Source organism: Hyphococcus lacteus, from assembly GCF_041058985.1.
In the GTDB taxonomy this organism is placed as follows: domain Bacteria; phylum Pseudomonadota; class Alphaproteobacteria; order Caulobacterales; family Parvularculaceae; genus Hyphococcus; species Hyphococcus lacteus.
Genome location: NZ_JBEHZE010000001.1, coordinates 547,737 through 569,554, shown reverse-complemented (window position 1 = coordinate 569,554; position 21,818 = coordinate 547,737). Strand labels below are relative to the sequence as shown.

General features: G+C 52.6%; 17 protein-coding genes. 12 read left to right on the top strand and 5 right to left on the bottom strand.

The features are described from left to right. Positions 1–12 precede the first annotated feature (12 nt). Entirely contained in the window at positions 13–1,170 is a 1,158-nt protein-coding gene (locus tag ABFZ84_RS02705) for an OmpA family protein (protein ID WP_369312371.1), read from the top strand. Between the two features lie 104 nt (positions 1,171–1,274). Here the strand turns inward: ABFZ84_RS02705 and ABFZ84_RS02700 are convergent, their stop codons facing one another. Next, positions 1,275–1,892 carry a TetR/AcrR family transcriptional regulator gene (locus tag ABFZ84_RS02700; protein WP_369312370.1) on the bottom strand — a complete coding sequence of 206 codons (618 nt, stop codon included), beginning with the start codon at positions 1,890–1,892 and terminating at the stop codon, positions 1,275–1,277. A gap of 304 nt (positions 1,893–2,196) precedes the next feature. Here ABFZ84_RS02700 and ABFZ84_RS02695 point away from each other — a divergent pair, with 304 nt between their 5' ends. Next, positions 2,197–3,984, top strand: coding sequence for a transglycosylase domain-containing protein (locus ABFZ84_RS02695; protein WP_369312369.1), 1,788 nt, complete (start codon positions 2,197–2,199; stop codon positions 3,982–3,984). Here the strand turns inward: ABFZ84_RS02695 and ABFZ84_RS02690 are convergent. Beyond that, positions 3,973–4,707: a M48 family metallopeptidase gene (locus ABFZ84_RS02690; protein WP_369312368.1), complete on the bottom strand. Its 735-nt coding sequence runs from the start codon at positions 4,705–4,707 to the stop codon at positions 3,973–3,975. The genes ABFZ84_RS02695 and ABFZ84_RS02690 overlap by 12 nt on opposite strands. Before the next feature lie 148 nt (positions 4,708–4,855). Here ABFZ84_RS02690 and mutS point away from each other — a divergent pair, with 148 nt between their 5' ends. The 5 genes from mutS (at position 4,856) to trpS (ending at position 13,838) form a co-directional block, all read left to right on the top strand. After that, positions 4,856–7,531 carry a DNA mismatch repair protein MutS gene (gene mutS / locus ABFZ84_RS02685; protein ID WP_369312367.1) on the top strand — a complete coding sequence of 892 codons (2,676 nt, stop codon included), beginning with the start codon at positions 4,856–4,858 and terminating at the stop codon, positions 7,529–7,531. A gap of 51 nt (positions 7,532–7,582) precedes the next feature. Beyond that, positions 7,583–8,299, top strand: coding sequence for a tetratricopeptide repeat protein (locus ABFZ84_RS02680; RefSeq protein WP_369312366.1), 717 nt, complete (start codon positions 7,583–7,585; stop codon positions 8,297–8,299). Between the two features lie 105 nt (positions 8,300–8,404). Continuing rightward, complete coding sequence (gene glnD, locus ABFZ84_RS02675) at positions 8,405–11,119, top strand: [protein-PII] uridylyltransferase (protein ID WP_369312365.1); 2,715 nt, start codon at positions 8,405–8,407, stop codon at positions 11,117–11,119. A gap of 52 nt (positions 11,120–11,171) precedes the next feature. Beyond that, a complete protein-coding gene (gene murJ / locus ABFZ84_RS02670) occupies positions 11,172–12,761 on the top strand; it encodes a murein biosynthesis integral membrane protein MurJ (RefSeq protein ID WP_369312364.1) in 1,590 nt (529 codons plus the stop codon). 48 nt (positions 12,762–12,809) lie between these two features. Continuing rightward, entirely contained in the window at positions 12,810–13,838 is a 1,029-nt protein-coding gene (trpS, locus tag ABFZ84_RS02665; protein WP_369312363.1) for a tryptophan--tRNA ligase, read from the top strand. 168 nt (positions 13,839–14,006) lie between these two features. Here trpS and ABFZ84_RS02660 read toward each other — a convergent pair whose 3' ends face one another. Then, positions 14,007–14,903 carry an isoaspartyl peptidase/L-asparaginase family protein gene (locus ABFZ84_RS02660; RefSeq protein WP_369312362.1) on the bottom strand — a complete coding sequence of 299 codons (897 nt, stop codon included), beginning with the start codon at positions 14,901–14,903 and terminating at the stop codon, positions 14,007–14,009. A gap of 110 nt (positions 14,904–15,013) precedes the next feature. On the opposite strand from ABFZ84_RS02660, the gene gpmA reads away from it, so the two are divergent. Continuing rightward, complete coding sequence (gene gpmA / locus ABFZ84_RS02655) at positions 15,014–15,736, top strand: 2,3-diphosphoglycerate-dependent phosphoglycerate mutase (RefSeq protein ID WP_369312361.1); 723 nt, start codon at positions 15,014–15,016, stop codon at positions 15,734–15,736. A gap of 2 nt (positions 15,737–15,738) precedes the next feature. Here gpmA and ABFZ84_RS02650 read toward each other — a convergent pair whose 3' ends face one another. Further along, positions 15,739–16,068 (bottom strand): cell division protein ZapA, encoded by a 330-nt coding sequence (locus tag ABFZ84_RS02650; protein WP_369312360.1) that lies wholly within the window; start codon positions 16,066–16,068, stop codon positions 15,739–15,741. Next, a complete protein-coding gene (locus ABFZ84_RS02645) occupies positions 16,065–16,304 on the bottom strand; it encodes a hypothetical protein (protein WP_369312359.1) in 240 nt (79 codons plus the stop codon). Before ABFZ84_RS02645 ends, ABFZ84_RS02650 begins: the two co-directional genes overlap by 4 nt. Positions 16,305–16,465: 161 nt before the next feature. On the opposite strand from ABFZ84_RS02645, the gene tkt reads away from it, so the two are divergent. Genes tkt through ABFZ84_RS02625 form a run of 4 tightly spaced genes read left to right on the top strand, consistent with a single transcriptional unit; the run spans position 16,466 to position 21,752 of the window. After that, positions 16,466–18,475, top strand: a complete 2,010-nt coding sequence (gene tkt, locus ABFZ84_RS02640) for a transketolase (protein ID WP_369312358.1) — start codon at positions 16,466–16,468, stop codon at positions 18,473–18,475. 9 nt (positions 18,476–18,484) lie between these two features. Continuing rightward, positions 18,485–19,492 carry a type I glyceraldehyde-3-phosphate dehydrogenase gene (gap, locus tag ABFZ84_RS02635; RefSeq protein WP_369312357.1) on the top strand — a complete coding sequence of 336 codons (1,008 nt, stop codon included), beginning with the start codon at positions 18,485–18,487 and terminating at the stop codon, positions 19,490–19,492. Positions 19,493–19,503: 11 nt separating this feature from the next. After that, complete coding sequence (locus ABFZ84_RS02630) at positions 19,504–20,700, top strand: phosphoglycerate kinase (RefSeq protein WP_369312356.1); 1,197 nt, start codon at positions 19,504–19,506, stop codon at positions 20,698–20,700. 20 nt (positions 20,701–20,720) lie between these two features. Continuing rightward, on the top strand, positions 20,721–21,752 hold the full coding sequence (locus tag ABFZ84_RS02625; protein WP_369312355.1) for a class I fructose-bisphosphate aldolase: 1,032 nt from the start codon (positions 20,721–20,723) through the stop codon (positions 21,750–21,752). The last annotated feature ends 66 nt before the right edge of the window (positions 21,753–21,818 follow it).

Sequence of the window (21,818 nt, the reverse complement as noted above, 5' to 3'; positions counted from 1 at the left end):
AGGAGGGGAACGATGAAACTCAAGACGACACTTATTGCGGCCGCGGCCACATTGGTCATTGCGCCAGCCGCTCACGCCTATGAAGGCCTCTATGGCGCAATCGGCGCCGGCTTGAGCTACATGGGTAATGGCAAAGACATCACCAACGACCAAGCTGGTGGTGGCGGTGCTTTCGCGTTTGACTCAGACGCTGAATATGATCCCGGCATCGGTGTGTACACAACGCTCGGTTACTCATACGCGAACAATTTCCGTACAGAACTAGAGCTTTCGTACCGCAATAACTCGATCGATTCGATCGATCCAGATGGTCTTGGTTTTTCTGGCTTTCCAGCAGGCACAATCAGCGGTGACACAACGTCAATGGCGGTTATGGGCAACGTATTGCTCGACCTAGGCCGTGGCGGTTTCGCACCTTACATCGGTGCTGGTGTTGGTGTTGCAAACATCGACAACGACATTGTCGGCACGAATACAGCGGGCGCACCGGTTTCACCTTTGGCAATTGCTTACGGCGCTGACCGTTGGGCTCTTGCGTATCAAGGGATTGCTGGTGTTGCTATCGAACTTTCTGAAGGTCTCGCACTTGACCTTTCATACCGCTATTTCGCGACGAAGAAGCGTTCATATGCGGGTACTTTGAACGGTACACCTGCTGCATTTGAAGCTGCTTACGATTCACACAGCCTGTTTGCTGGTCTTCGCTGGAACTTCGGTGCAGCTGCTGCGCCAGTTGCGGCACCTCAGTATAAAGATTGCTGGGATGGCTCAAGCGTACCGGTTTCTGCTTCATGCCCACCACAAATGGTTGATGAAACTGCGGTTGATCTCGATCCAATCAATTTCACAGTTTACTTCGATTATGACAAATCGAACCTGACACCACAGGCAAATACGTTGATCCAAGAAGCTGCGTCTCGTGCGCTTGAAAACGACATCGATACTGTTGTTGTTTCAGGTAACACCGATACGTCAGGTAGTTCTGCGTATAACCAAGCGCTTTCTGAGCGTCGTGCCCGTGCGGTACGTGATGGCCTCGTGGCAAACGGCGTTTCACCCGATGCAATCCGCATGGAATCATATGGCGAGACAAACCTTGCTAAAGCAACGGCTGATGGCGTTCGTGAGCCTCTGAACCGTCGTTCAGATGTTGTGATTTCGTTCGAATAAGAACAGATCAGTCTACAAATTAAGAAACCGGCGCAGTGCAAACTGCGCCGGTTTTTTTTGTTTCAAAATTCTGATCGGCGGTGCTGCACCTGGTCCTTTGTCGGCTAGACCCGATAGATCTTTACAAAGGCGGCGACCCCTTTCTCGACTTGATGATCGATTGCCGCGTCTAAATCATTCGGCATGTCCCCCATCAAAATCCGCGTATGCAGCGGCTCTGTAATTAAGGCCCCTAACTGCCAAATCGCGGCTTCCGGATCTTCAATGGAATAGCAACCCCGTGCCGCCAGACGGGCTAAAATTGGGGCGCATTCAGCGACCAGTGATGCTGGGCCGTGTTCAAGATAGGCTTGGCCAATCGCCGGGGTTCGCTCTGCTTCAAAGGCGGCAATGCGGCGCAATGATAAAGCCTCGGGTTCCAATATTCCTTGAACAAACAGACGGCTGAGCGCTCGGATCAATTCGTCGGCAGGCAGGGTGTCTTCGATATCGCTGACATTTACGGGCAGAAGGTGCTTACAGGTCTCGGTGATGGCCGCGCCGAACAGCTCCTCCTTTGAGCGGAACCGATTATAAACCGTACGCTTGGATACGCCTGCGGTTAGGGCAATCTGGTCCATGCTGGCCGCATCAAAGCCACGGGCCAAGAATGTGGTACGAGCAGCGTTGACGATCGCAGTCGTTTTCTCGTCCAGATCGTCCAATATAGCCGCTTCTGTCATGGCGGGTCCCCTTGATTACTATTGTCCCAGGATATCGTTGATCCTGTGTTTGTTCTGTTTCCTATGGAAAAGCGATTATGGCGCAATTCACACAGAAGCGAAATATCGCTTTCTCAGGCGTTCTCTTTACCACTCGTTAACCACATGATTCGAAGCATGGTCTATGGTGCGTAGAAAGACAAAAGCAAAGGCTAAACGCCGCCCTAAGGCTAAAAGCCGTCGGCGAAGCACGCGGAGAGCTGCTCGGCGACGCGCTCCGTCGCGCTTTGCGGCGCTTGCCCCTTTTAGCCGCGCAGCGGCGGAATTGAGCGTCTTTGCTTTTACTGGCCTGGTGGCATTTGCGGCAATTTTTGCTTATTTCGCCAGCGATCTTCCCGATACCGCTGAGCTTTGGCGTGAGGGTGATGGCCCAAAAGTAACCCTTTTGGCGGCTGATGGCGCACCGATCATGCTTCATGGGGTTAGCCATGGTGCCCCGATCAAATTGTCGTCCCTTCCGGCTCATGTTCCGAACGCGGTGCTCGCGGTTGAAGACAGAAATTTCTATCATCACTTTGGTGCCAACCCGGTTTCAATAGTTCGGGCGCTGATCGTAAATGCCAATGAAGGATCGGTTCGTCAGGGTGGTTCGACCATCACCCAACAGCTCGCCAAGAATGTATTCCTGAGTGGTGAGCGCACCATGAAGCGTAAAATCCAAGAATTGATGCTCTCGTTTTGGTTGGAGCATAAGTTTCGCAAAGACGAAATCCTGACGCTCTATCTTAACCGGGTGTATTTTGGTGCTGGTGCCTATGGCATTGATGCGGCGAGTTACCGTTATTTTGGAAAGCCTGCATCAAAGCTGGCGGTCGGTGAAGCGGCAGTGCTGGCGGGATTGTTAAAGGCTCCGTCGCGCTATTCGCCGACCAGTAACCCAGAAGATGCGGGCAAACGGGGGCGACTTGTTATCGAGCAAATGGTCACCGCAGGTTTTTTAACAAGACGTGCCGCAGATGTTGCGATTTCAAACCCGGTGATGCTCGCGTCGCCACGGTTTGAAGCAGCACCATATTTCATTGATCATGTGATGCGTGAAGCGCGTAGTCTTTCGCCGAGTGTTGATGCAGATTTAATTATTCGGACGACCTTTGATCCGAAAGTGCAGGCGGCGGCAGAAACGGGTTTGATCGCAGGGCTAGCTGTGGCCGGTGATGGTCTAAGCGATATTGAAAGCGCCGTAGTCATGATGGACCGTGAAGGTGCGGTGCGGGCAATGATCGGCGGGCGCGATTATGCGCGGAGCCAATATAATCGGGCAACGCAAGCAAAACGGCAGCCTGGCTCTGCGTTTAAGCCGTTTATCTATCTCGCTGCGATGTCCCATGGCGAGCACGCCGATAGTAAGATCATTGATGCGCCGGTTCAGATCGGAAAGTGGTCGCCGGGAAACTATAAAGATAAATTCTATGGCGAGGTTACATTACGCGAAGCCTTGGCGCGTTCGTTGAATAGTGCGGCGATCCGCCTGCAAGAACGGGTTGGTCGAAATAAGGTCCGTGAAACTGCACGAAATATGGGGTGGTCGGACAATTTAAATCCTGGGCCGTCGCTTGCACTGGGTGTTGATGAGATTTCGCCGCTCAATTTAGCCGCAACTTATGTTCCATTCGCGAATGGTGGTTTTAAAGTTGTCGCCCATTCAATTGATCGGATCGAAACAGCGGACGGTGATGTAATTTTTCGGCGCGGCGGCACGATCGTAAGTGAAGCGGCATCGCCAAGCGCCATCGCCGCAACCAATGATATGATGCAAAGTGTAACCGAATGGGGCACAGGGCGGGCCGCAAAAATTCCGGGTTATGCGGTCGCCGGCAAAACCGGTACGTCCCAAAATAATCGTGACGCATGGTTTGCTGGTCATGCGGGCGGTTTGGTTGGTGTGGTTTGGGTCGGGCGTGACGACAATCGGCCAATGGATGGGATTACGGGCGGCAGAGCACCTGCGATTATATGGCGAGAGATGATGGTCCGTGCGTTGCCGCCGCCAGTCTACAATGCGCCGATAAAACCAACGGACCCGATTGCCACCCTGTTGCAATCAACGGGCTGAATCAGCAACGCCATATGTGAAAAGGGTTGGCCCCTCGGTGCTCAACCATTGTGCGGCTCCACGACAATCGACGCCGAGCCCGCGGACAATGCGCCAAAATGCAGGTGAATGATTCAGGTGGATCAGGTGCGCGCATTCATGGGCAGCCACATAATCAAGAATTTCGGTTGGCGCGAGGATGAGTCGCCATGAATACGAGAGCGAGCCATCGGATGAACATGACCCCCAACGCGTGCGTGTGTCGCGAATTTGAATGCGGCCACGCTTTCGCTTTAGTTGTTCACAATAAAAATCTGAGCGCTCGGTCAAGCGCAATCGTGCTTGCCGCTTAAGCCAATCGGCGACACGGCGATTGAGATGTTCTGGCCGTCCGCCTACGCGAATGGCGGGCATAAAGTCATTATCGATTCGAACTGCGCCACGCAGATTTTCATCATGGATGATGATGTGATCAATCCCTTGATAGGGGATCGTCATACCGGCTTTGAATGGGCGCCCGCGTAATTGGTCCTGTAGTTGGCTGGCAATCCAGTCGATTCGCTCGTGGGCAAAGCTGATCGCCTGTGGAAGCGCGCTTTTGCTTGGTGCGGTGACATGAATTTCCCCAGTTACGGGATCGACCTTCAAAATCAACCGCTTGGCGCGGCGGTTCACACGGGCAATAAGCGGTGCTGCCCGTGCTCCGATATTGATTTCGGTTCGGGTGATGTGGTTTACCGGCATAAGGAATATACACTCACAAGATATATCCTTACCGGTTTGGTCGAAAGATCAATTTGTTTCGGCATTATCTATGAAAACAATCTACTTTTAGCGTGCAATAAGGGCTTTTAATAATGTCTTTTTCAGGGTCACCGCTTCTGAACAACCGATGACAAAAACGAAAACCAAATCTGCGAACGAGCCGACACCGATGATGGTGCAGTACCTCTCCATAAAGGGGACGGCGAAGGATGCATTACTCTTTTATCGAATGGGTGATTTCTACGAATTGTTTTTCGATGATGCAATCGCCGCCGCACGTGCTCTCGATATTGCGTTGACCAAGCGGGGTCAACATGCCGGTGAAGCAATTCCGATGTGTGGTGTTCCGTTTCACGCTTATGAAAACTATCTCGCAAAACTTATTCGCGCAGGACACAAGGTTGCAATTTGCGAGCAAATGGAAAGCCCCGAGGAGGCAAAAAAGCGCGGATCAAAATCGGTTGTAAAGCGTGAAATCGTTCGCACGGTGACGCCCGGTACAATTGTTGAAGACTCTCTTTTGGATGCGCGGTCAAACAACTTTCTTGCAGCGCTTGCGATATTCCGCGATGGCGCGGAGGCTGCGATTGCATGGGTTGATGTCTCCACCGGAGAGTTATCCGTACGCGAAACAAATGTTGATCGGGTCGCGGCTGATTTGGCGGCGATCTCTCCTAAAGAACTTGTGGTTCCGGATTTTGACGACGACAGCCCATGGCGCACTCCTGTTATGTCGCGCGATATGACCTTAAGCCCCCAGGCTGCGCATTATTTTGACTCTGCTGCCGGTCAACGGCGCATAATGGAAACCTATTCGGTTGCTTCGCTCGATGGGTTTGGGGAGTTCTCTAGGCCTGAGTGTGGGGCGCTTGGCGCATTGTTGGGGTATGTGACATTGACGCAGGCGGGGCGTATGCCTGCGTTAAACCCGCCGCGCCGGGCCGCGTTAAGCGAAGCGATGGTGATTGATGCTGCGACGCGGGTGTCGTTGGAGATATTGCAAACACAGACCGGAACCCGAAAGGGGTCGCTTTTGTGGGCGATAGACCGAACAGTAACAGGTGCGGGTGCGCGATTGCTGGCATCAAGGCTCTCGGCTCCGCTAACGAATCTCAATGATATTGGCGCTCGCCATGACGCTATTGGATTTTTTGAGGTTGCACGAGACTTAGCCGATAAGGTTCGTGGCTTGTTAAAAGAAACACCTGACGCCGCTCGTGCAATCTCACGGCTTGGGGCGTTGCGCGGTGGCCCCAGAGATCTCGCGGCAATACGCGATGCATTATTGAAAGCAAGAGAGATCGCGCAGACGATCTCGTCGGGTGCGGGCGGTAATACGTTGCCGGATGAACTGAAAAACGGTGTCATTGCATTAGAAGATGCGAAAGGTGCTGGGTTTTCGGAATTGGTTACGAAACTACGCGAAGCCTTGAGCGCTGAGTTGCCGATGTTGGCGCGCGACGGTGGGTTCATTGCTAAAGGGTTTGACCCGGGCCTTGATTCCGTTCGTATACTGCGTGATGAATCGCGCCGGGTGATTGCTGGTCTAGAATCCAATTACCGAGAGCTGTCTGGTGTGAAGGCGCTTAAAGTAAAACACAATAATGTGCTGGGCTATTTCGTCGAAACACCGCCGACCCAAGGCGATAAGTTGATGTCTGCACCGCTCAACGAGACATTTATCCATCGTCAAACATTGGTCAGTGCCGTTCGATTCAGCACGAATGAACTGGCGGAGCTTGACGCAAAAATTTCGCGTGCGCGTGATGAGGCCCAAGCAAGAGAGCTTGAGCTATTTGAGGGGCTTTGCCGCACAATATTGGAACGGCGTACGGCAATATCGGCTGTGGCGGCGGCAATAGCGGAAATTGATGTGGCGACATCTGGCGCGATGCTCGCGTTAGAGCATCAATACGTTCGGCCAATTATTGACGATAGCGTTTCGTTTGAAATCAAAGGCGGGCGTCACCCGGTCGTAGAGCGTTCAATTTCCGATGGCTTTATCGCGAATGATTGCGTGCTTGGCGATAAAGATGACGCTTATTTGTGGTTGGTGACGGGCCCGAATATGGCCGGTAAATCAACCTTCCTCCGGCAAAACGCATTAATCGCTATACTGGCACAGGCCGGTCTCTATGTGCCGGCGACGCGTGCGCATATCGGCATTATTGACCGCGTGTTTTCTCGGGTCGGCGCATCTGACGATCTTGCCGGTGGGCGCTCTACTTTTATGGTCGAAATGGTAGAGACTGCCGCGATACTTAATCAGGCCACGGCGCATTCGCTGGTGGTGCTTGATGAAATAGGGCGCGGTACATCGACATTTGATGGGATGTCGATTGCATGGGCGGCCGTAGAACACCTTCATGATACGAATCGATGTCGCGGACTTTTCGCGACTCACTACCATGAATTAACGGCGTTGGCCGAAAAGCTGCGACGGTTAAATAACGTGTCTATGAAAGTTCGAGAATGGAAAGGTGATGTTGTATTCCTTCATGAAGTTGGGGCGGGGCCGGCTGACCGTTCTTATGGGGTTGCTGTCGCCCGCCTCGCAGGGCTTCCGCCGGGTGCGGTTAAGCGTGCTGAAGTCATCCTGAAAATGCTCGAAGATCGGCGACAAGGCGGGGGCAGCATGACTGAATTGCCGCTGTTTGCAGCGGTGCCTGAGCCAGAAATTGAGACACCTCATCAAAATAATCAGTTAACGGATGCACTCAATGCGCTTGATCCCGATAGTATGTCACCAAGAGATGCATTAGAGTCGATCTATAGGTTGAAATCTCTCTTGGATGAGGTATGAGGGCGCCCATTGCGGCGGGGAATTTTTCCCGCTTCTGAGTGGGGATCCGAGATGAAAAATTGGATGGCGGCTGTGGTCGCGGTCATCTCAGTGTCAGCAGTCGCGCAGGCTGGACAAGCGATTCCCGAAGCGACCCCGCAATACGCATCAGTGCCGGCGACGAATTCGCAAACCATTTCATTGAGCGAAGCAATTCAGGAAGGCGTACGGGCCTATCGACTGGGTGATTTCCCTACTGCAACGGCGCTATTAACCGTTGGTGCGGATGCAGGTGAGCCAAAGGCCCAGCGCTATCTCGGCTATATGTTGATCGAGGGCGAGGCGGCTTCCGCAGAAAACCTGCTCGGTGGTGTTCAGTTGCTCAAACAGGCAGCGCGCGCAGGCGATTACGCTGCGCTTATCCGGCTGGAGGATCTGCGTAGAAAAGAATTGGCGCATAGCCCGACGCTAAAGGACATGATTGAGATTGAAACAGTGCGAGCTGAAAGCGGTGACCCGGTTGCCGCTTGGCGTTTAGCCGAGCGGTATGAGCTTGGTGACGGTGTGGTGGCATCCGAAGTTGATATGGTGCGCTGGCTGGAAATTACTGCTGAGGCTGAAAAAGCCCGCTTTCCAAAAGCGGACGAGGCGGCGTTCCGTTTGTGTGAAACATTTGCGCTCGGCGAAAATACTCAAAACCCTGACCGGGCTCGTCATTGGTGTGCGAAGGCGGCTGATAATGGTCATGCGGGTGCGGCGATCGTTCTTCGCCGCTTGGCGTCTCTTTGAACGAGCATCCATTAACAACTTACGGTTTGCCACAGTTGAATTTTTCATTGTGCCGCGCGACAATGGGGTGAAATTTTTCATTCGATACCCCGTGACAAGCAATTTGTGACAATCAAACAGTCGGCTGATACATCCTATCTTGCAAGCGAAACGCTTGACGAGGCAATTGCCGCAGCAATGCTGGCTGATCGCGCCGGACAGGCACATGGCGCGACAGGCAAGGTTTTAAAAAATTCGTTGTTAACGTTGCGACGTAAAACCATGCGCGATGTCGTGCGTGGCGACCGCATTGCGCTTAAACTTTCGCGCGGCGTTGATGAAATGGTCAAATCATTAGTCAAAAATGCGGGCGATAATTTCGGCGATGATATTGCTGTGTGTGCTGTGGGTGGCTTTGGTCGTTCGGAACTCGCACCATATTCTGATATTGACCTATTGTTCTTACATCGGCCTCAGATCGAAACACAGCTTCGGGATACCCTCAACAAGCTTCTGTACCCATTGTGGGATTCTGGCGTTAAACTGGGTTACGCAGCGCATACACCAAAAAGCGCCGTTGACTTTTGCAAAGAAGACATCGTCGCGCGTACGGCCTATCTTGATGCGCGGTTTTTGTGTGGGTCTAAGGATATTTTTGACGAATTTCACACGGCATATGACAAGCTGCGTAAACGGACAATTCCTGAATTTGTAACGGCGAAGCTCGACGAGCAAAACGAACGGCAGGCGAAACAGTTTGAAACTCGCTATCTTGTCGAACCCGATGTGAAAGAAGGTAAGGGGGGGCTACGTGACCTCCAGACGATTCGGTGGCTATACAATTATGCGTATGGTGACGCGGTACAGACTAATGCGGCGATGGATAAAGTCATGGGCGCATCAGAGCGTCAGGCGATTGTCAAAGCCGAGCGTTTTTTGTGGTCGGTGCGGGCGCATTTACACGACTTGCGTGGTCGCGCCGATGAGAAACTATCCTTTGATGTCCAGCCAGAAATTGCAACGCGTCTAGGCTATGCGGACCGAAAAAATATGACGGCTGCGGAGCGGTTGATGAAGCACTACTTCGTCAACGCCGTCGAAGTGGGTCGATTGACACGGCTTTTATGTGCGCGCCTTGAGGAAGAACGATCAAAGCGACTGCCACGTCTTCCCAAAATGTTGCCACGAGCACTTCAGCAAGACGAAGCCTCCGGCAAGCCGAACTTACGCATTCGTAACGGACGGCTTGATTTTGAAAACCCGTCTCGTGCGCGCAGCGCACCGCGCGATATGTTCAGACTTTTTCGCGCCTTCGGCAAAGAGCCGAAAATTGACTTTCACCCAGACGCATTGGCCATCGTCACCGAACAGACCGCAAGCGTTACACTAGAAGTGCGCCGTGACCCGGTGATCGCAAAACTCTTTGCGGGTATTTTGACCGATTCAGTCGATCCTGTCCGTGTACTGCGAATTATGACGGAAACAGGGTTGTTGGGAAAATATATCCCAGCCTTTGGTTCTATCGTTGGCCGTATCGACTATGGTCTTTATCGGCGGTTTACCCTTGATGAGCATGTGCTTCGGTGCGTTCGGTTTATTGTCGATATTTATCGCAATCGTCTCGAAGAAGATCACCCTATTGCAACGCACATTGTTCGCAATGCAGAAAACCCTCTTGTATTTTTTTATGGCGTTTTGCTGCATGAAGCAAAGTGGTCGCTCAAAGAAAAGTCAGTGATTGCCTGCGAAAAACTAGTGACGCGGGTTTCCAAGCGCCTTGGTATGAACGAGGCCGATGCCTCGCTTATCGGATGGGCGGCTTCACGGCATTTGATGTTAGTACGCACGGCTGAGCGACGGAATTTGACAGAGAGCCATGTTATTTCGGCCTTTGCGCGCTCGGTCGGTACACGCGCGCGACTAGATTTAATGTTGGTGATTTCCGTTTGTCACTTGCGAGTGGTTGGTGTTCAGTCATGGGATGAAATGACAAGACGTCGCCTATCGGAACTATATGATGGTGCGGCGTTGTGGTTTGAACATGGTGATAAAGCACTAGAGAAAAAACTTGATGACCGCGCCGTTCTTGTGCGACGCGAAGCCGAAACGCGGTTGGTGGGGTGGGCTGATCAAGATAAAAACGCATTTTTAGGTCGTCTCGACGATTCTATGATGCGTATGCTTGACCCAGAGATCATCGTTCGATTTGCAATGCTCGCACGTGCGGCTGAACGAGATGCGGCCAACAGCGCTGTGGTCGCGACGCCGCGCGATGGCGACCTTGAGGCTATTGTCTATACCGATGACCGGGCCGGCCTGTTGGCCGATCTTGCGGGTGCGGTGGCGTCTACCGGAATGAGCGTAAGAACAGTGCAGGCGCTTACGACGGCCGATGGCAAGGCAATCGACATTTTTATTATTCAGTCTCCGGATGGTGTTCCTGTCGAAGATGTTGAACAGACTCGCCGTCTTCATGGGGCATTGTTGACCGCCGCATCGACGCGTCCCGAAACACCGCCGAAGCTGCGACGACGTATTGGCGACCGACGAGAGATATTCACCGTTGAGGCTGATGTGCGGATAGAACCAAATGCGTCAGAAACCGCAACCGTTATCGAAGCCGAAGGTCTTGACCGCCCGGGATTGCTCTATGAACTGACCGGCGCGCTTGCGGATGCGGGGGCCACAATCATTTCCTCCCATATTTCGACTTATGGCGAACGTGCTGTTGACGCATTTTATCTTCAGGATCGAAACGGTCAGAAATTAACGGACCCTGCAACGCTTGCGCATATTGAAAAGACCTTATTTGAGGTCCTCACGGCTGGCTCTGAGGCGTGAACCCCATTAAGCGTCAATTTTCGGCTTTTGCTGATTTTTCATAAGAGACCCTATGAGCGGGAATATTTTTAAATCGCTGGCGACTGTAAGCGGCATGACGATGTTCAGCCGCGTGTTGGGGTTTGTGCGTCAGATCCTCATGGCGGGCATCATCGGTGCGGGCGGCAATCCGGTTGCTGACGCTTTCTGGGCAGCATTTCGGTTGCCGAATATGTTCCGGCGGCTGTTCGCGGAGGGGGCTTTTCATGCTGCCTTTATTCCGATGTTCCAAGGACGAAAGGTTGATGGCGGCGAGGCCGAAGCAAAGCATTTTGCCGAAGAAGTTCTTGCCGGGCTAATCTTTATACTGACGCTGTTGACTGCATTGGTTCAGGTGGCGGCACCGGCATTTGTATTTCTAATTGCTTCTGGGTTCGAAGATGATCCGGAAAAATTCGCACTAACGACGCTTTATACGCGAATTATGTTTCCCTATCTCATGATGATGTCGCTGGTCGGCCTTTACAGCGGTATCCTAAACTCACTTGGGCGTTTTGCGGCTTCTGCGGGGGCACCGTTAGCGCTTAATGTTTGTTTGATCACGGCAATCTTGATGTATGCGAATGCAGATGTTGAAGTGTCTGGTGCCGCAGCGTCATGGGGTGTTTTTGCGGGCGGGATCGTTCAGCTTTTAATTCTTTTATATGGGGCATACCGCCAAGGCTTTTTGTTGAAACTGCGAATGCCGCGCCTGACCCCTTCGGTCAAGCGTTTGTTTGCGCTCGGTGCGCCCGGTTTTATCAGCGCCGGTGCGGTTCAAATCAATCTTATCATCGGTACGAATATCGCGAGCCAGGAACCGGGGGCGGTTTCTTGGCTCATGAATGCTGACCAGCTTTATCAACTACCGTTGGCGGTGATCGGTATAGCCCTCGGGATTGTATTGCTGCCGATGCTATCGGAACGGGTGAAGGCTGGCGATGAAACGGGCGCAGCGCGGGCACTCAATCGATCGCTTGAATTATCAGCACTCCTCGTTATTCCGGCGTCAGCTGCGTTCCTCATTATGAGTGAGCCGATTTGTGATGCGTTGTTCAGGGGTATTGCTGCCGATGCGCTTTCCGCCTTTGGGGTTCAGCGTTCCGCGTTTACGCCGCATGATGTTGCCATGACCGGCGCGGCGCTGGCGATTTTTGGGGCTGGGCTTCCGGCATTTGTCTGGCACAAAATTTTCTCGCCAGCATTTTTTGCACGAGAAGACACGAAAACACCGATGAATTACGCACTCATCTCGATTGCGGTGAATGCGGTCATGTCGCTTTCATTATTTCCAATCTTTGGCTTTCTCGCAGTTGCCGTTGCAACGGTTTTTGCCGCATGGCTTCAAGTAGGGCTTTTGGTGTGGCGGCTTTCCCGGTTGGGATTATTCAAACCGGGGGTGCGCCTCTTCAGCCGCCTTGGCCGGATACTCGCTGCATCTGCCGGTATGACGGCTTTTCTTTGGTGGGCGCTAGCGCAATCGACCGTCCTTGGCGCTTATTTCTGGAATCGCGAATGGATCGCCGTTTTGATGATCGCCGCGGCGGGTATGGTGGTTTACGGCGGGCTCGCCTTCATACTTGGCGCCGCGCGGCTATCCGACTACAAGACGGTCGCTAAGTAATTGGCGGCGATCACGTCGCGAGTAAGAAAATCCCAAAAGAGTAGTCACATGAGCGGTTATCAAGGTCCAACGCGTGTTTTTTCCGGTATTCAGCCTTCAGGCGGGATGCACCTCGGAAACTATCTCGGCGCAATTCGGAAATTCGTAGATTTACAGCATGAATATGACTGTCATTTCTGCGTCGTGAACATGCATGCGATTACCGTCTGGCAAGACCCTCAAAAATTGCTTGAACAAACTATGCATATCGCGGCGGCCTATTTGGCGGCGGGCGTCGATCCGGAAAAGGCTGTGGTGTTTCACCAGTCCGGTGTCCGTGCCCATGCCGAGCTTGCATGGATATTGAATTGCGTGGCGCGCATCGGTTGGGTGAATCGCATGACCCAGTTTAAGGATAAAGCGGGAAAAGACGCCGAGCGCGCTTCGGTTGGGCTTTATACCTATCCCGTGTTGATGGCGGCGGATATTCTTGCCTATAAGGCGACGCATGTGCCGGTCGGTGAGGATCAGAAACAACACCTGGAACTTGCGCGCGATGTCGCGGCGAAGTTCAACCATGATTACGACAAACCCGATTTCTTTCCGCAACCAGAGCCGCTGATCAAAGGCCAATTCGGCGAGACGGGTGCGCGGATTATGTCGTTGCGCGACGGCACCATGAAGATGTCGAAATCTAATCCATCCGAAAATTCTTGCATCTATCTAACGGATGATACCGATTTGATTGCCAAAAAAATAAAAAAAGCGAAATCGGACCCGGAACCACTCCCCACAGAAACGGGTGGCCTCGAAGATCGACCAGAAGCGAAAAACCTTGTGGGTATTTATGCGACCCTTTCCGGCAAATCAGTAGCCGAAGTGCTGTCTGAATTTGGTGGACAGGGCTTTGGCGTTTTCAAACCGGCACTTGCGGAACTTGTGGTCGAGAAAATTTCACCGATCAGCGCTGAAATGCGTCGGCTCGAAGGGGATCCTGCATTCCTTCAGGGTATTTTGCGCAAAGGCGCAGAGCGCGCCTCCGAGGTCACAGAACCGATCTTGAAAGAGGTTAAAGAGACTGTTGGTTATTTAGTCTGACCAAAGACTATGATCTGAAAAGTGGTGTAAAGCGTATAGCAACGCTTTTCAGATCTATCTCGTTCAGGAACGTCGAATTGGCGCGATAGGGCAATAAGTATCTGAGGTCCGTAAGTATCTGCGCCCTCTTTGGGCATGTTGATAGAGCTTACTCGATCCGCAAACCGCCTAAAACGTTGCGGAAAAAACTTCTTGATTGGGGCCAAAGCCAGCGCGTTTCATCCCGTCAGAATTCCACGCGAACGCGACATTGCCGTCGCGAGATACGGCAATCACGCCGCCATCACCGCCAAGCCGGGCCACGTCTTTGATAAGACCTGCTGTTGCCTGGTTGAGGTCCGCGCCCTGATAGCGCACGCGGCTTGCCACATCCTGTGCGCCGCCTGCAAGAATGAAATATTCGCCAAGCCCGGTGCAAGATGCGCCGACAAATTCGTCTGCCCATGTGCCTGAACCAACAAGCGGTGTGTCACCTACGCGGCCTTCGAGCTTGCCAAAAACACCACCGGTCGATGTGCCCGCTGCGATTCGCCCATCGGCATCAAGCGCGACGGCACCTACCGTTCCGTGTCCAAGTTCTGCGCTGGTCATTTCGTTTGGATCAATCCCGATCGGCACAGTATAATACGCATCCGGATCATCGATAAATTCAAAATTTGAATCGCGGCAAAAATTTTCTGCACCGCGCCCCACCAGCATTACATGGGGGGTCTTGTCCATTACTGCACGCGCGGCGGAGATTGGATTTTTCAAATGCTTCACGGCAGCCACTGACCCGGCTTTGCGTGAAAAAGTACCGGCCTCGCATGCCATGATCGAAGCATCCAGTTCGGCATATCCCGCCTTATTCGGAGCTGCGCCGCGCCCGGCGATATAAAAGCCTGATGCTTCCATCTCGGTCACAAGCGTTTCCACCACATCGATGGCAGGCGCGCCCTTGACCAAAAGGGCTTCGCCTTTTTTTGCCAATTCCAGCAAGTGCGCTTCAGCTTTGGAATAATCCCGTCCGGCGCGCGCGCCCGCGCCGCCATGAAGGGCCAGTGCGACTTTTGGCTGTTTGGTCATTTTCGTACCTTGAAATCAATTACGAGGCCCTTCTACGACCGATGTCCTGTCTAGCCAACGGGCGAGCGAGCTTTTATGAGAGCGCCACGATTAATTCTCAGGAGATTGTGATGGCTCGCCTCGCGCTTATTCGACATGGACAAAGTCAGTGGAACCTCGAAAACCGATTTACCGGTTGGGTTGATGTGGATCTGACCGAAAAAGGGACCGCAGAAGCGCATAAAGCAGGGATCCTGCTGAAAGAAACGGGGATCGAATTTTCTGAATGTTTTACTTCTGTTCAAAAGCGCGCAATTCGCACCCTTTGGATTGCGCTTGACGAAATGGACCGGATGTGGCTGCCGGTGACGCGCGCATGGCAATTAAATGAACGTCATTATGGCGGGCTAACCGGCCTGAACAAAGCCGAAACGGCCGAAAAACATGGTGCTGATCAAGTTAAGGTGTGGCGTCGTTCATATGACACGCCGCCACCGCCGCTTGAGGCCGGTAGCGAGCATGATCTGTCGAACGACAAGCGATATCTGCATTATGGTGTTGATGTGCCTCAATCCGAATCGCTCAAGCTGACGCTGGAACGCGTGCAGCCCTATTTCGAAAAAGAGATTGCACCGCGCATCAAAAATGGTGAATCGCTGATCATCGCAGCACACGGCAACTCGCTGCGGGCATTGGTGAAAATTCTATTTGGCGTTTCGGATAATGAGATCGTGAATGTGGAAATTCCGACCGGCAACCCGCTTTTGATCGAGACTGCGGACGGCTCTCTAAGCCCAGCTTCTGCGCGTTACCTTGATGAGGCTCGTGCCACGGCCTTGCCGCCGATTAAATAATTTTAACCGTCTTCGAGGCGGTCGGCGATTTCTTTGACCCGGTTGGCCGCGGCTTCGATGGCGCGGCTGGCCCCGCCAATGGTATCATCGTCAAGAGCCTCGTTAGCGCCCTCAAGATCCTCGGCGCGTTCACGCACCTCGAATAGTTCATCACAAATTGTGAGCGCGGAGAGTAGCATTAACCGTGCGTCGCCGATTTGGCCTAAATCCGCAGACATCGACGTCACGCGGCTATCGAGATAATTGGCGAGTTTCGTCAGGCGTTCTTCCTGACCTTCCTCACATGTCACCCGGTAGTCGCGTCCGTTGATGCTAATTTCCACCTGACTCATGAAGTTCCACCTTTTTTGGCTTCGTCGGTGTCCAGAAGGGACTTGATGTCACTAATCGCGGCGGCCACTTCGCGGCTCGCATTCTCGGTTTGATACCGTGCTGCGCTGGCCTGGCGTTTGGCGGCACTGATCACGTCGTCATTCGCGGCAAGGTCGTCAAGGCGACCGTCAAGCTTTGATTCGAGGGCTTCCAGTGCGTCAGCCAGATTACGTACCGCTTTTTCTAGAACCGTCATTAGGAATCCTATATCTTTGTGCCGTCGGATATCGCGTCAATTTGGCCCTCGGCGCTGATTCTGTCCACCCATCCCCGCGCTAGTCTTGACCCTTTCCCTGCGGCAATGCATGAAGCCCGCGATTACTCCGTGTTTTATTTGCATTAATGAGGGTTTCCCGCATGACAGATGCCGGCTCTTCGCCGTCAGTTCCTACTCAGGAGGCCAAAACTATGGCTCCACAAATGGCTAATGCGATCCGCGCACTTTCTATGGACGCGGTCGAAAAAGCGAAATCAGGTCACCCGGGTATGCCGATGGGCATGGCGGATGTCGCGACCGTGTTGTTTACGCGATTTATGAAATTTGACGCTAGCGCGCCGGAATGGCCCGATCGGGATCGTTTTGTGCTGTCCGCTGGCCACGGCTCGATGCTGATTTATTCGCTGGGCTATCTGCTCGGCTATGACGGTATGAGCATCGAAGAGCTAAAGAACTTCCGCCAGTTGGGCGCGAAAACAGCGGGCCACCCAGAATATGGTCATGCGCCAGCGGTTGAGACGACCACTGGCCCGCTCGGCCAAGGGTTGGGTAATGCGGTTGGTATGGCGCTGGCCGAGGCGCACTTGGCAGCGCGGTTTGGCGATGATGTCGTCGATCACCACACCTATGCGATTGCTGGTGATGGTTGCCTTATGGAAGGCATCAGCCAAGAGGCGATTTCCCTTGCTGGTCATCTCAAACTCCGCAAGCTGATTGTTTTGTGGGATGACAATAACATCTCAATTGATGGCCCGATTTCGATTAGTGACTCAACCGACCAGTTGGCGCGCTTTCAGGCTAGCGGTTGGGCAACAATGCGTGTTGATGGTCATGATCCGGACGCTATTGCCGAGGCAATCGAAAAAGCGAAAAGCGCTGATCGACCGACCTTGATCGCGTGCCGAACGGTTATCGGTTATGGATCGCCCAATAAAGGTGGCACATCCGCAACCCACGGTGCACCTTTGGGTGGCGACGAAATCACAGCAACCCGCGAAGCCCTTAATTGGCCACATGCGCCGTTTGAAATTCCTGAAGACATTCTTTCGCAATGGCGTGCTGCCGGAGTACGCGGGGCAGATGCGCGTAAAGCGTGGGATGCGCGCGTGGCCAAAAGTTCAAATTGCGAAGCCTTTAAAACCGCAATGGCCGGTGATTATGCAGGTGTTCTGACCCCTGCGATCAATGAGTATAAAAAAGGCCTCGCGGCAGAACCGCAAAAACTAGCGACCCGCAAAGCCTCAGAGCTAGCGTTGAATGTCGTCAACGAGGTTGTGGGTGAAACGATCGGCGGTTCAGCCGATTTGACTGGTTCTAATAACACAAAGACCAAACATCTCGAAGTTCTGTCCGCAGAAAACTATGCCGGACGTTACGTCAATTATGGCATTCGCGAACATGGTATGGCTTCGGCGATGAACGGACTGGCATTGCATGGGGGCGTTGTTCCTTATGCGGGCACATTTATGGTGTTCACGGATTACTGCCGCCCGGCCATTCGCCTTTCGGCGTTGATGGGTTTGCGGGTGATATACGTGATGACGCACGATTCGATCGGGCTTGGTGAAGATGGCCCGACACACCAGCCGGTTGAACATCTTGCTGCGATGCGCGCTATACCAAACCTCAATGTTTATCGCCCATGCGATGGCGTTGAGACTGCGGAATGCTGGGAATTATCGCTTAAACATATTGCGACACCGTCGATTGTTACATTGACCCGGCAGGGATTGAAGCAGGCGCGGCTTGAACATACAGATGAAAATCTGTCTGCGCGTGGTGCCTATGTGATTGCGGGCGATGGTGACTATGACGTCACGCTTTTTGCGTCTGGTTCAGAAGTATCGTTGGCCATCGAGGCGCGCGAGGCGCTAGCGAAAGAGGGCGTAAAGGCCCGCGTGGTGTCCGCTCCATGTTTTGAACTATTCGCCATGCAACCCGATACTTATCGCGCAGAGGTGTTGGGCGATAAGCCACGGATTGGTATTGAAGCGGCGATCCGTCAGGGTTGGGACATCTTTTTGGGTCCGAATGACAGCTTTATTGGCATGTCTAGCTTTGGCGCATCTGGCCCCGCGAACGAACTATTTGAACATTTCGGAATTACAGTGTCGGCAGTCGTCACTGAGGCAAAACGGTTGATTGGTTAGGAGATCACAATGGCGCTTAAAATCGCAATTAATGGCTTTGGACGGATTGGGCGTTTGGCGCTTCGATCTATTGTTGAAAATGGCCGCAAAGGTGTGGACGTTGTTGCAATCAACGACCTTGGTTCGGTCGAAACGAACGCGCATTTGGTTCAGTATGACTCGGTGCATGGTCGCTTTCCGCACGAAGTAAAAGTGCGCAACGACACAATCGACGTTGGTCTTGGCCCGATTAAAGTATTCGCTGAACGTGACCCAACCAAGTTGCCTTGGGGCGAGCTTGGTGTCGATATCGTCTTTGAATGTACCGGACTTTTCGCATCAAAAGAAAAAGCCGAGATGCATCTTCAAGCCGGTGCGAAGCGCGTTCTCGTTTCTGCACCAGCGACGGGTGATCTGAAAACGATTGTTTTCGGCGTTAATCACGGCTTGCTTACCGCCGATGATCATGTCGTGTCGAACGCGTCTTGCACAACAAACTGCCTTGGGCCAGTTGCGAAAGTGCTTAACGACACCGTTGGTATTGAACGTGGTTACATGACCACTATTCACTCATACACAGGCGACCAGCCAACGCTTGATACGATGCACAAAGATCTTTATCGCGCCCGAGCTGCGGCGATGAATATGATCCCAACATCGACCGGTGCCGCTAAGGCATTGGGCTTGGTGCTTCCTGAGCTTGCAGGAAAGCTAGATGGTTCTTCGGTTCGTGTGCCTACGGCAAACGTTTCTGTGGTTGACCTTGTGTTTACACCATCGCGCGATACCACGGTTGAGGAAGTCAATAATGCTATCGTTGAGGCGGCGAACGGAAAGCTAAAAGGCATTCTTGGTTACACTGACAAGCCGTTGGTATCGTCAGATTTCAATCATGATCCACATTCATCGACATTTGCGTTGCCGCAAACGCAGATCATTGACGGTAAGATGGTCCGTATTCTGACATGGTACGACAATGAATGGGGCTTCTCCACACGGATGGCGGATACGGCCCTTGAAATGGCGCGTTACCTTTAAGGGGAAAGATCATGGCACGTTATCGTTCGCTTGATGATATTGATGTCGCTGGAAAGCGGGTTCTTGTCCGGGTTGATTTTAACGTGCCAATGAAGGATGGCGTTATTGGCGATGTGACGCGAATAGAGCGCGCCATGCCGACAATCGAAGAGCTGTCAAAAAAAGGTGCCAAAGTGATATTACTATCTCACTTTGGTCGACCCAAAGGCCGTCCTGACGCAGAGATGTCATTAAAGCCTGTTGTAAAGGCGTTGAGCGAAAAGTTGGGCGGGCCGGTAGAGTTCGCCGAAGACTGTATTGGTGATCCAGCTAAAAAAACTGTTAAAAACATGCTTGATGGCGATGTAGCAGTTTTTGAAAACACCCGTTTTCATGCGGGCGAAGAAAACAACGACGCTGAATTTTCAAAAGCGCTGGCGGCGAATGGTGATATCTTCGTTAATGATGCGTTCTCTGCGGCACATCGCGCTCACGCCTCTACTGACGGCATTGCGCGCCTTTTGCCGGCTGCGGCGGGGCGTGCGATGGAGCGCGAGCTAGATTATTTGAAAGCGGCCCTTTCAGAACCAGTTCGTCCGATGATGGCGGTTGTTGGTGGCGCAAAGGTTTCGACCAAAATTGATCTCTTGCTTAATTTGGTCGGTAAGGCCGATATCCTTGTTGTCGGTGGTGGCATGGCAAATACATTTTTGTTCGCCAAGGGTGTGAACATCGGTAAATCACTGTGCGAGCCCGACCTTGCGGATACCGCGCGCGAAATCATGGCGCATGCGGATAAATCTGGCTGTGATATCGTGCTGCCAATTGATGTGGTGGTTTCAAAAGAATTTAAAGAGGGTGCAGACCGAGAAGTGGTTGCGGTTGATTCTGTCAAAACCGACCAAATGATTCTCGATCTTGGGCCTGAAACCGTCAATCTAATCGCAGATAAAATTGACACTGCCAAAACGCTCGTCTGGAATGGTCCGTTGGGCGCGTTTGAAATTAAACCGTTTGACACCGCAACGGTCGAAGCTGCGCGTTATGCGGCGAAGCGGGTTAAAAGCGATGAATTAGTGGCGGTCGCCGGGGGCGGCGATACTGTTGCCGCTTTGGTGCATGCTGGCGTCGAAGATGACTTTACATATGTCTCGACTGCGGGCGGTGCATTTCTTGAATGGCTCGAAGGCAAGACATTGCCGGGTGTTGCCGCACTTGAAGCTGAATAATCAAAACTAGGGAAGTGGTTATGAACCTCGTGGAACTGAACAAAATTGCCAATGCGCTCGTTGCGCCGGGCAAAGGCATTTTGGCCGCAGATGAATCATCGGGCACAATCAAAAAACGTTTTGATTCAATCGATGTTGAATCGACAGAGGATGCGCGCCGCGATTATCGCGAAATGCTTTTCCGCACGACTGAGGCGATGGAAAACCACATCTCGGGCGTGATCCTGTTTGACGAGACCATTCGCCAAAATGCGAAAGACGGTACGCCGCTCGTCAAATTGATTCAGGATGCCGGTTCAATCCCAGGCATTAAAGTAGACAAAGGTGCCCAAGATCTTGCGGGTGCTCCCGGCGAAAAAATCACTGAGGGCCTCGACGGCCTTCGCGCGCGCTTAAACGAATATTACGAGCTGGGTGCCCGTTTTGCTAAATGGCGAGCGGTTATCGACATCGCCGGAAATGACATTCCATCCGGATACAGCATTTCCACTAACGCGCATGCGCTTGCGCGATATGCTGCGCTTTGCCAGGAAGCAAACATCGTTCCGATCGTCGAGCCTGAAGTTCTGATGGATGGCGATCATGATATTGACCGCTGTTACGAAGTTACCGAGTTTACACTCAAAACATTGTTTGATGAGCTCTATGCCCAAGACGTGGCGCTTGAAGGAACAGTCCTTAAACCGAATATGGTGATCTCTGGCAAAAAATGTAAAGAGCAAGCAAGCGTTGCTGAAGTTGCTGAGATGACTGTGCGTTGTTTCCGTCAATCGGTGCCTGCGGCGCTACCAGGCATCGTCTTTCTGTCTGGTGGTCAATCAGACGTTGAGGCCACAGCGCATCTTAATGCGATGAACGAACAGTATAGTGATCAAATGCCATGGGGGCTTTCATTCTCCTATGGTCGTGCGCTTCAAGCGGCACCACTAAAAGCATGGAGCGGCAAAGCCGAGAATGTTCCGGCAGCACAGGCGGCGTTTAACCACCGTGCAAAAATGAATGGCCTCGCCCAATTGGGCGAGTGGTCCGATGGGCTGGAAAACGCGTCCTGACGCGATCTGGTCTGACGTGATATAAAAAGCCCGGCCTTGTGCCGGGTTTTTTTGCGTCAGGACCTT

Excerpts from the sequence above, each read along its gene's own strand:
- ABFZ84_RS02705 (WP_369312371.1), top strand. The coding sequence starts at position 13 with ATGAAACTCAAGACGACACTTATTGCGGCCGCGGCCACATTGGTCATT.
- ABFZ84_RS02700 (WP_369312370.1), bottom strand. The coding sequence starts at position 1,892 with ATGACAGAAGCGGCTATATTGGACGATCTGGACGAGAAAACGACTGCG.
- ABFZ84_RS02690 (WP_369312368.1), bottom strand. The coding sequence starts at position 4,707 with ATGCCGGTAAACCACATCACCCGAACCGAAATCAATATCGGAGCACGG.
- mutS (WP_369312367.1), top strand. The coding sequence starts at position 4,856 with ATGACAAAAACGAAAACCAAATCTGCGAACGAGCCGACACCGATGATG.
- ABFZ84_RS02680 (WP_369312366.1), top strand. The coding sequence starts at position 7,583 with ATGAAAAATTGGATGGCGGCTGTGGTCGCGGTCATCTCAGTGTCAGCA.
- murJ (WP_369312364.1), top strand. The coding sequence starts at position 11,172 with ATGAGCGGGAATATTTTTAAATCGCTGGCGACTGTAAGCGGCATGACG.
- trpS (WP_369312363.1), top strand. The coding sequence starts at position 12,810 with ATGAGCGGTTATCAAGGTCCAACGCGTGTTTTTTCCGGTATTCAGCCT.
- ABFZ84_RS02660 (WP_369312362.1), bottom strand. The coding sequence starts at position 14,903 with ATGACCAAACAGCCAAAAGTCGCACTGGCCCTTCATGGCGGCGCGGGC.
- gpmA (WP_369312361.1), top strand. The coding sequence starts at position 15,014 with ATGGCTCGCCTCGCGCTTATTCGACATGGACAAAGTCAGTGGAACCTC.
- ABFZ84_RS02650 (WP_369312360.1), bottom strand. The coding sequence starts at position 16,068 with ATGAGTCAGGTGGAAATTAGCATCAACGGACGCGACTACCGGGTGACA.
- ABFZ84_RS02645 (WP_369312359.1), bottom strand. The coding sequence starts at position 16,304 with ATGACGGTTCTAGAAAAAGCGGTACGTAATCTGGCTGACGCACTGGAA.
- tkt (WP_369312358.1), top strand. The coding sequence starts at position 16,466 with ATGACAGATGCCGGCTCTTCGCCGTCAGTTCCTACTCAGGAGGCCAAA.
- gap (WP_369312357.1), top strand. The coding sequence starts at position 18,485 with ATGGCGCTTAAAATCGCAATTAATGGCTTTGGACGGATTGGGCGTTTG.
- ABFZ84_RS02630 (WP_369312356.1), top strand. The coding sequence starts at position 19,504 with ATGGCACGTTATCGTTCGCTTGATGATATTGATGTCGCTGGAAAGCGG.
- ABFZ84_RS02625 (WP_369312355.1), top strand. The coding sequence starts at position 20,721 with ATGAACCTCGTGGAACTGAACAAAATTGCCAATGCGCTCGTTGCGCCG.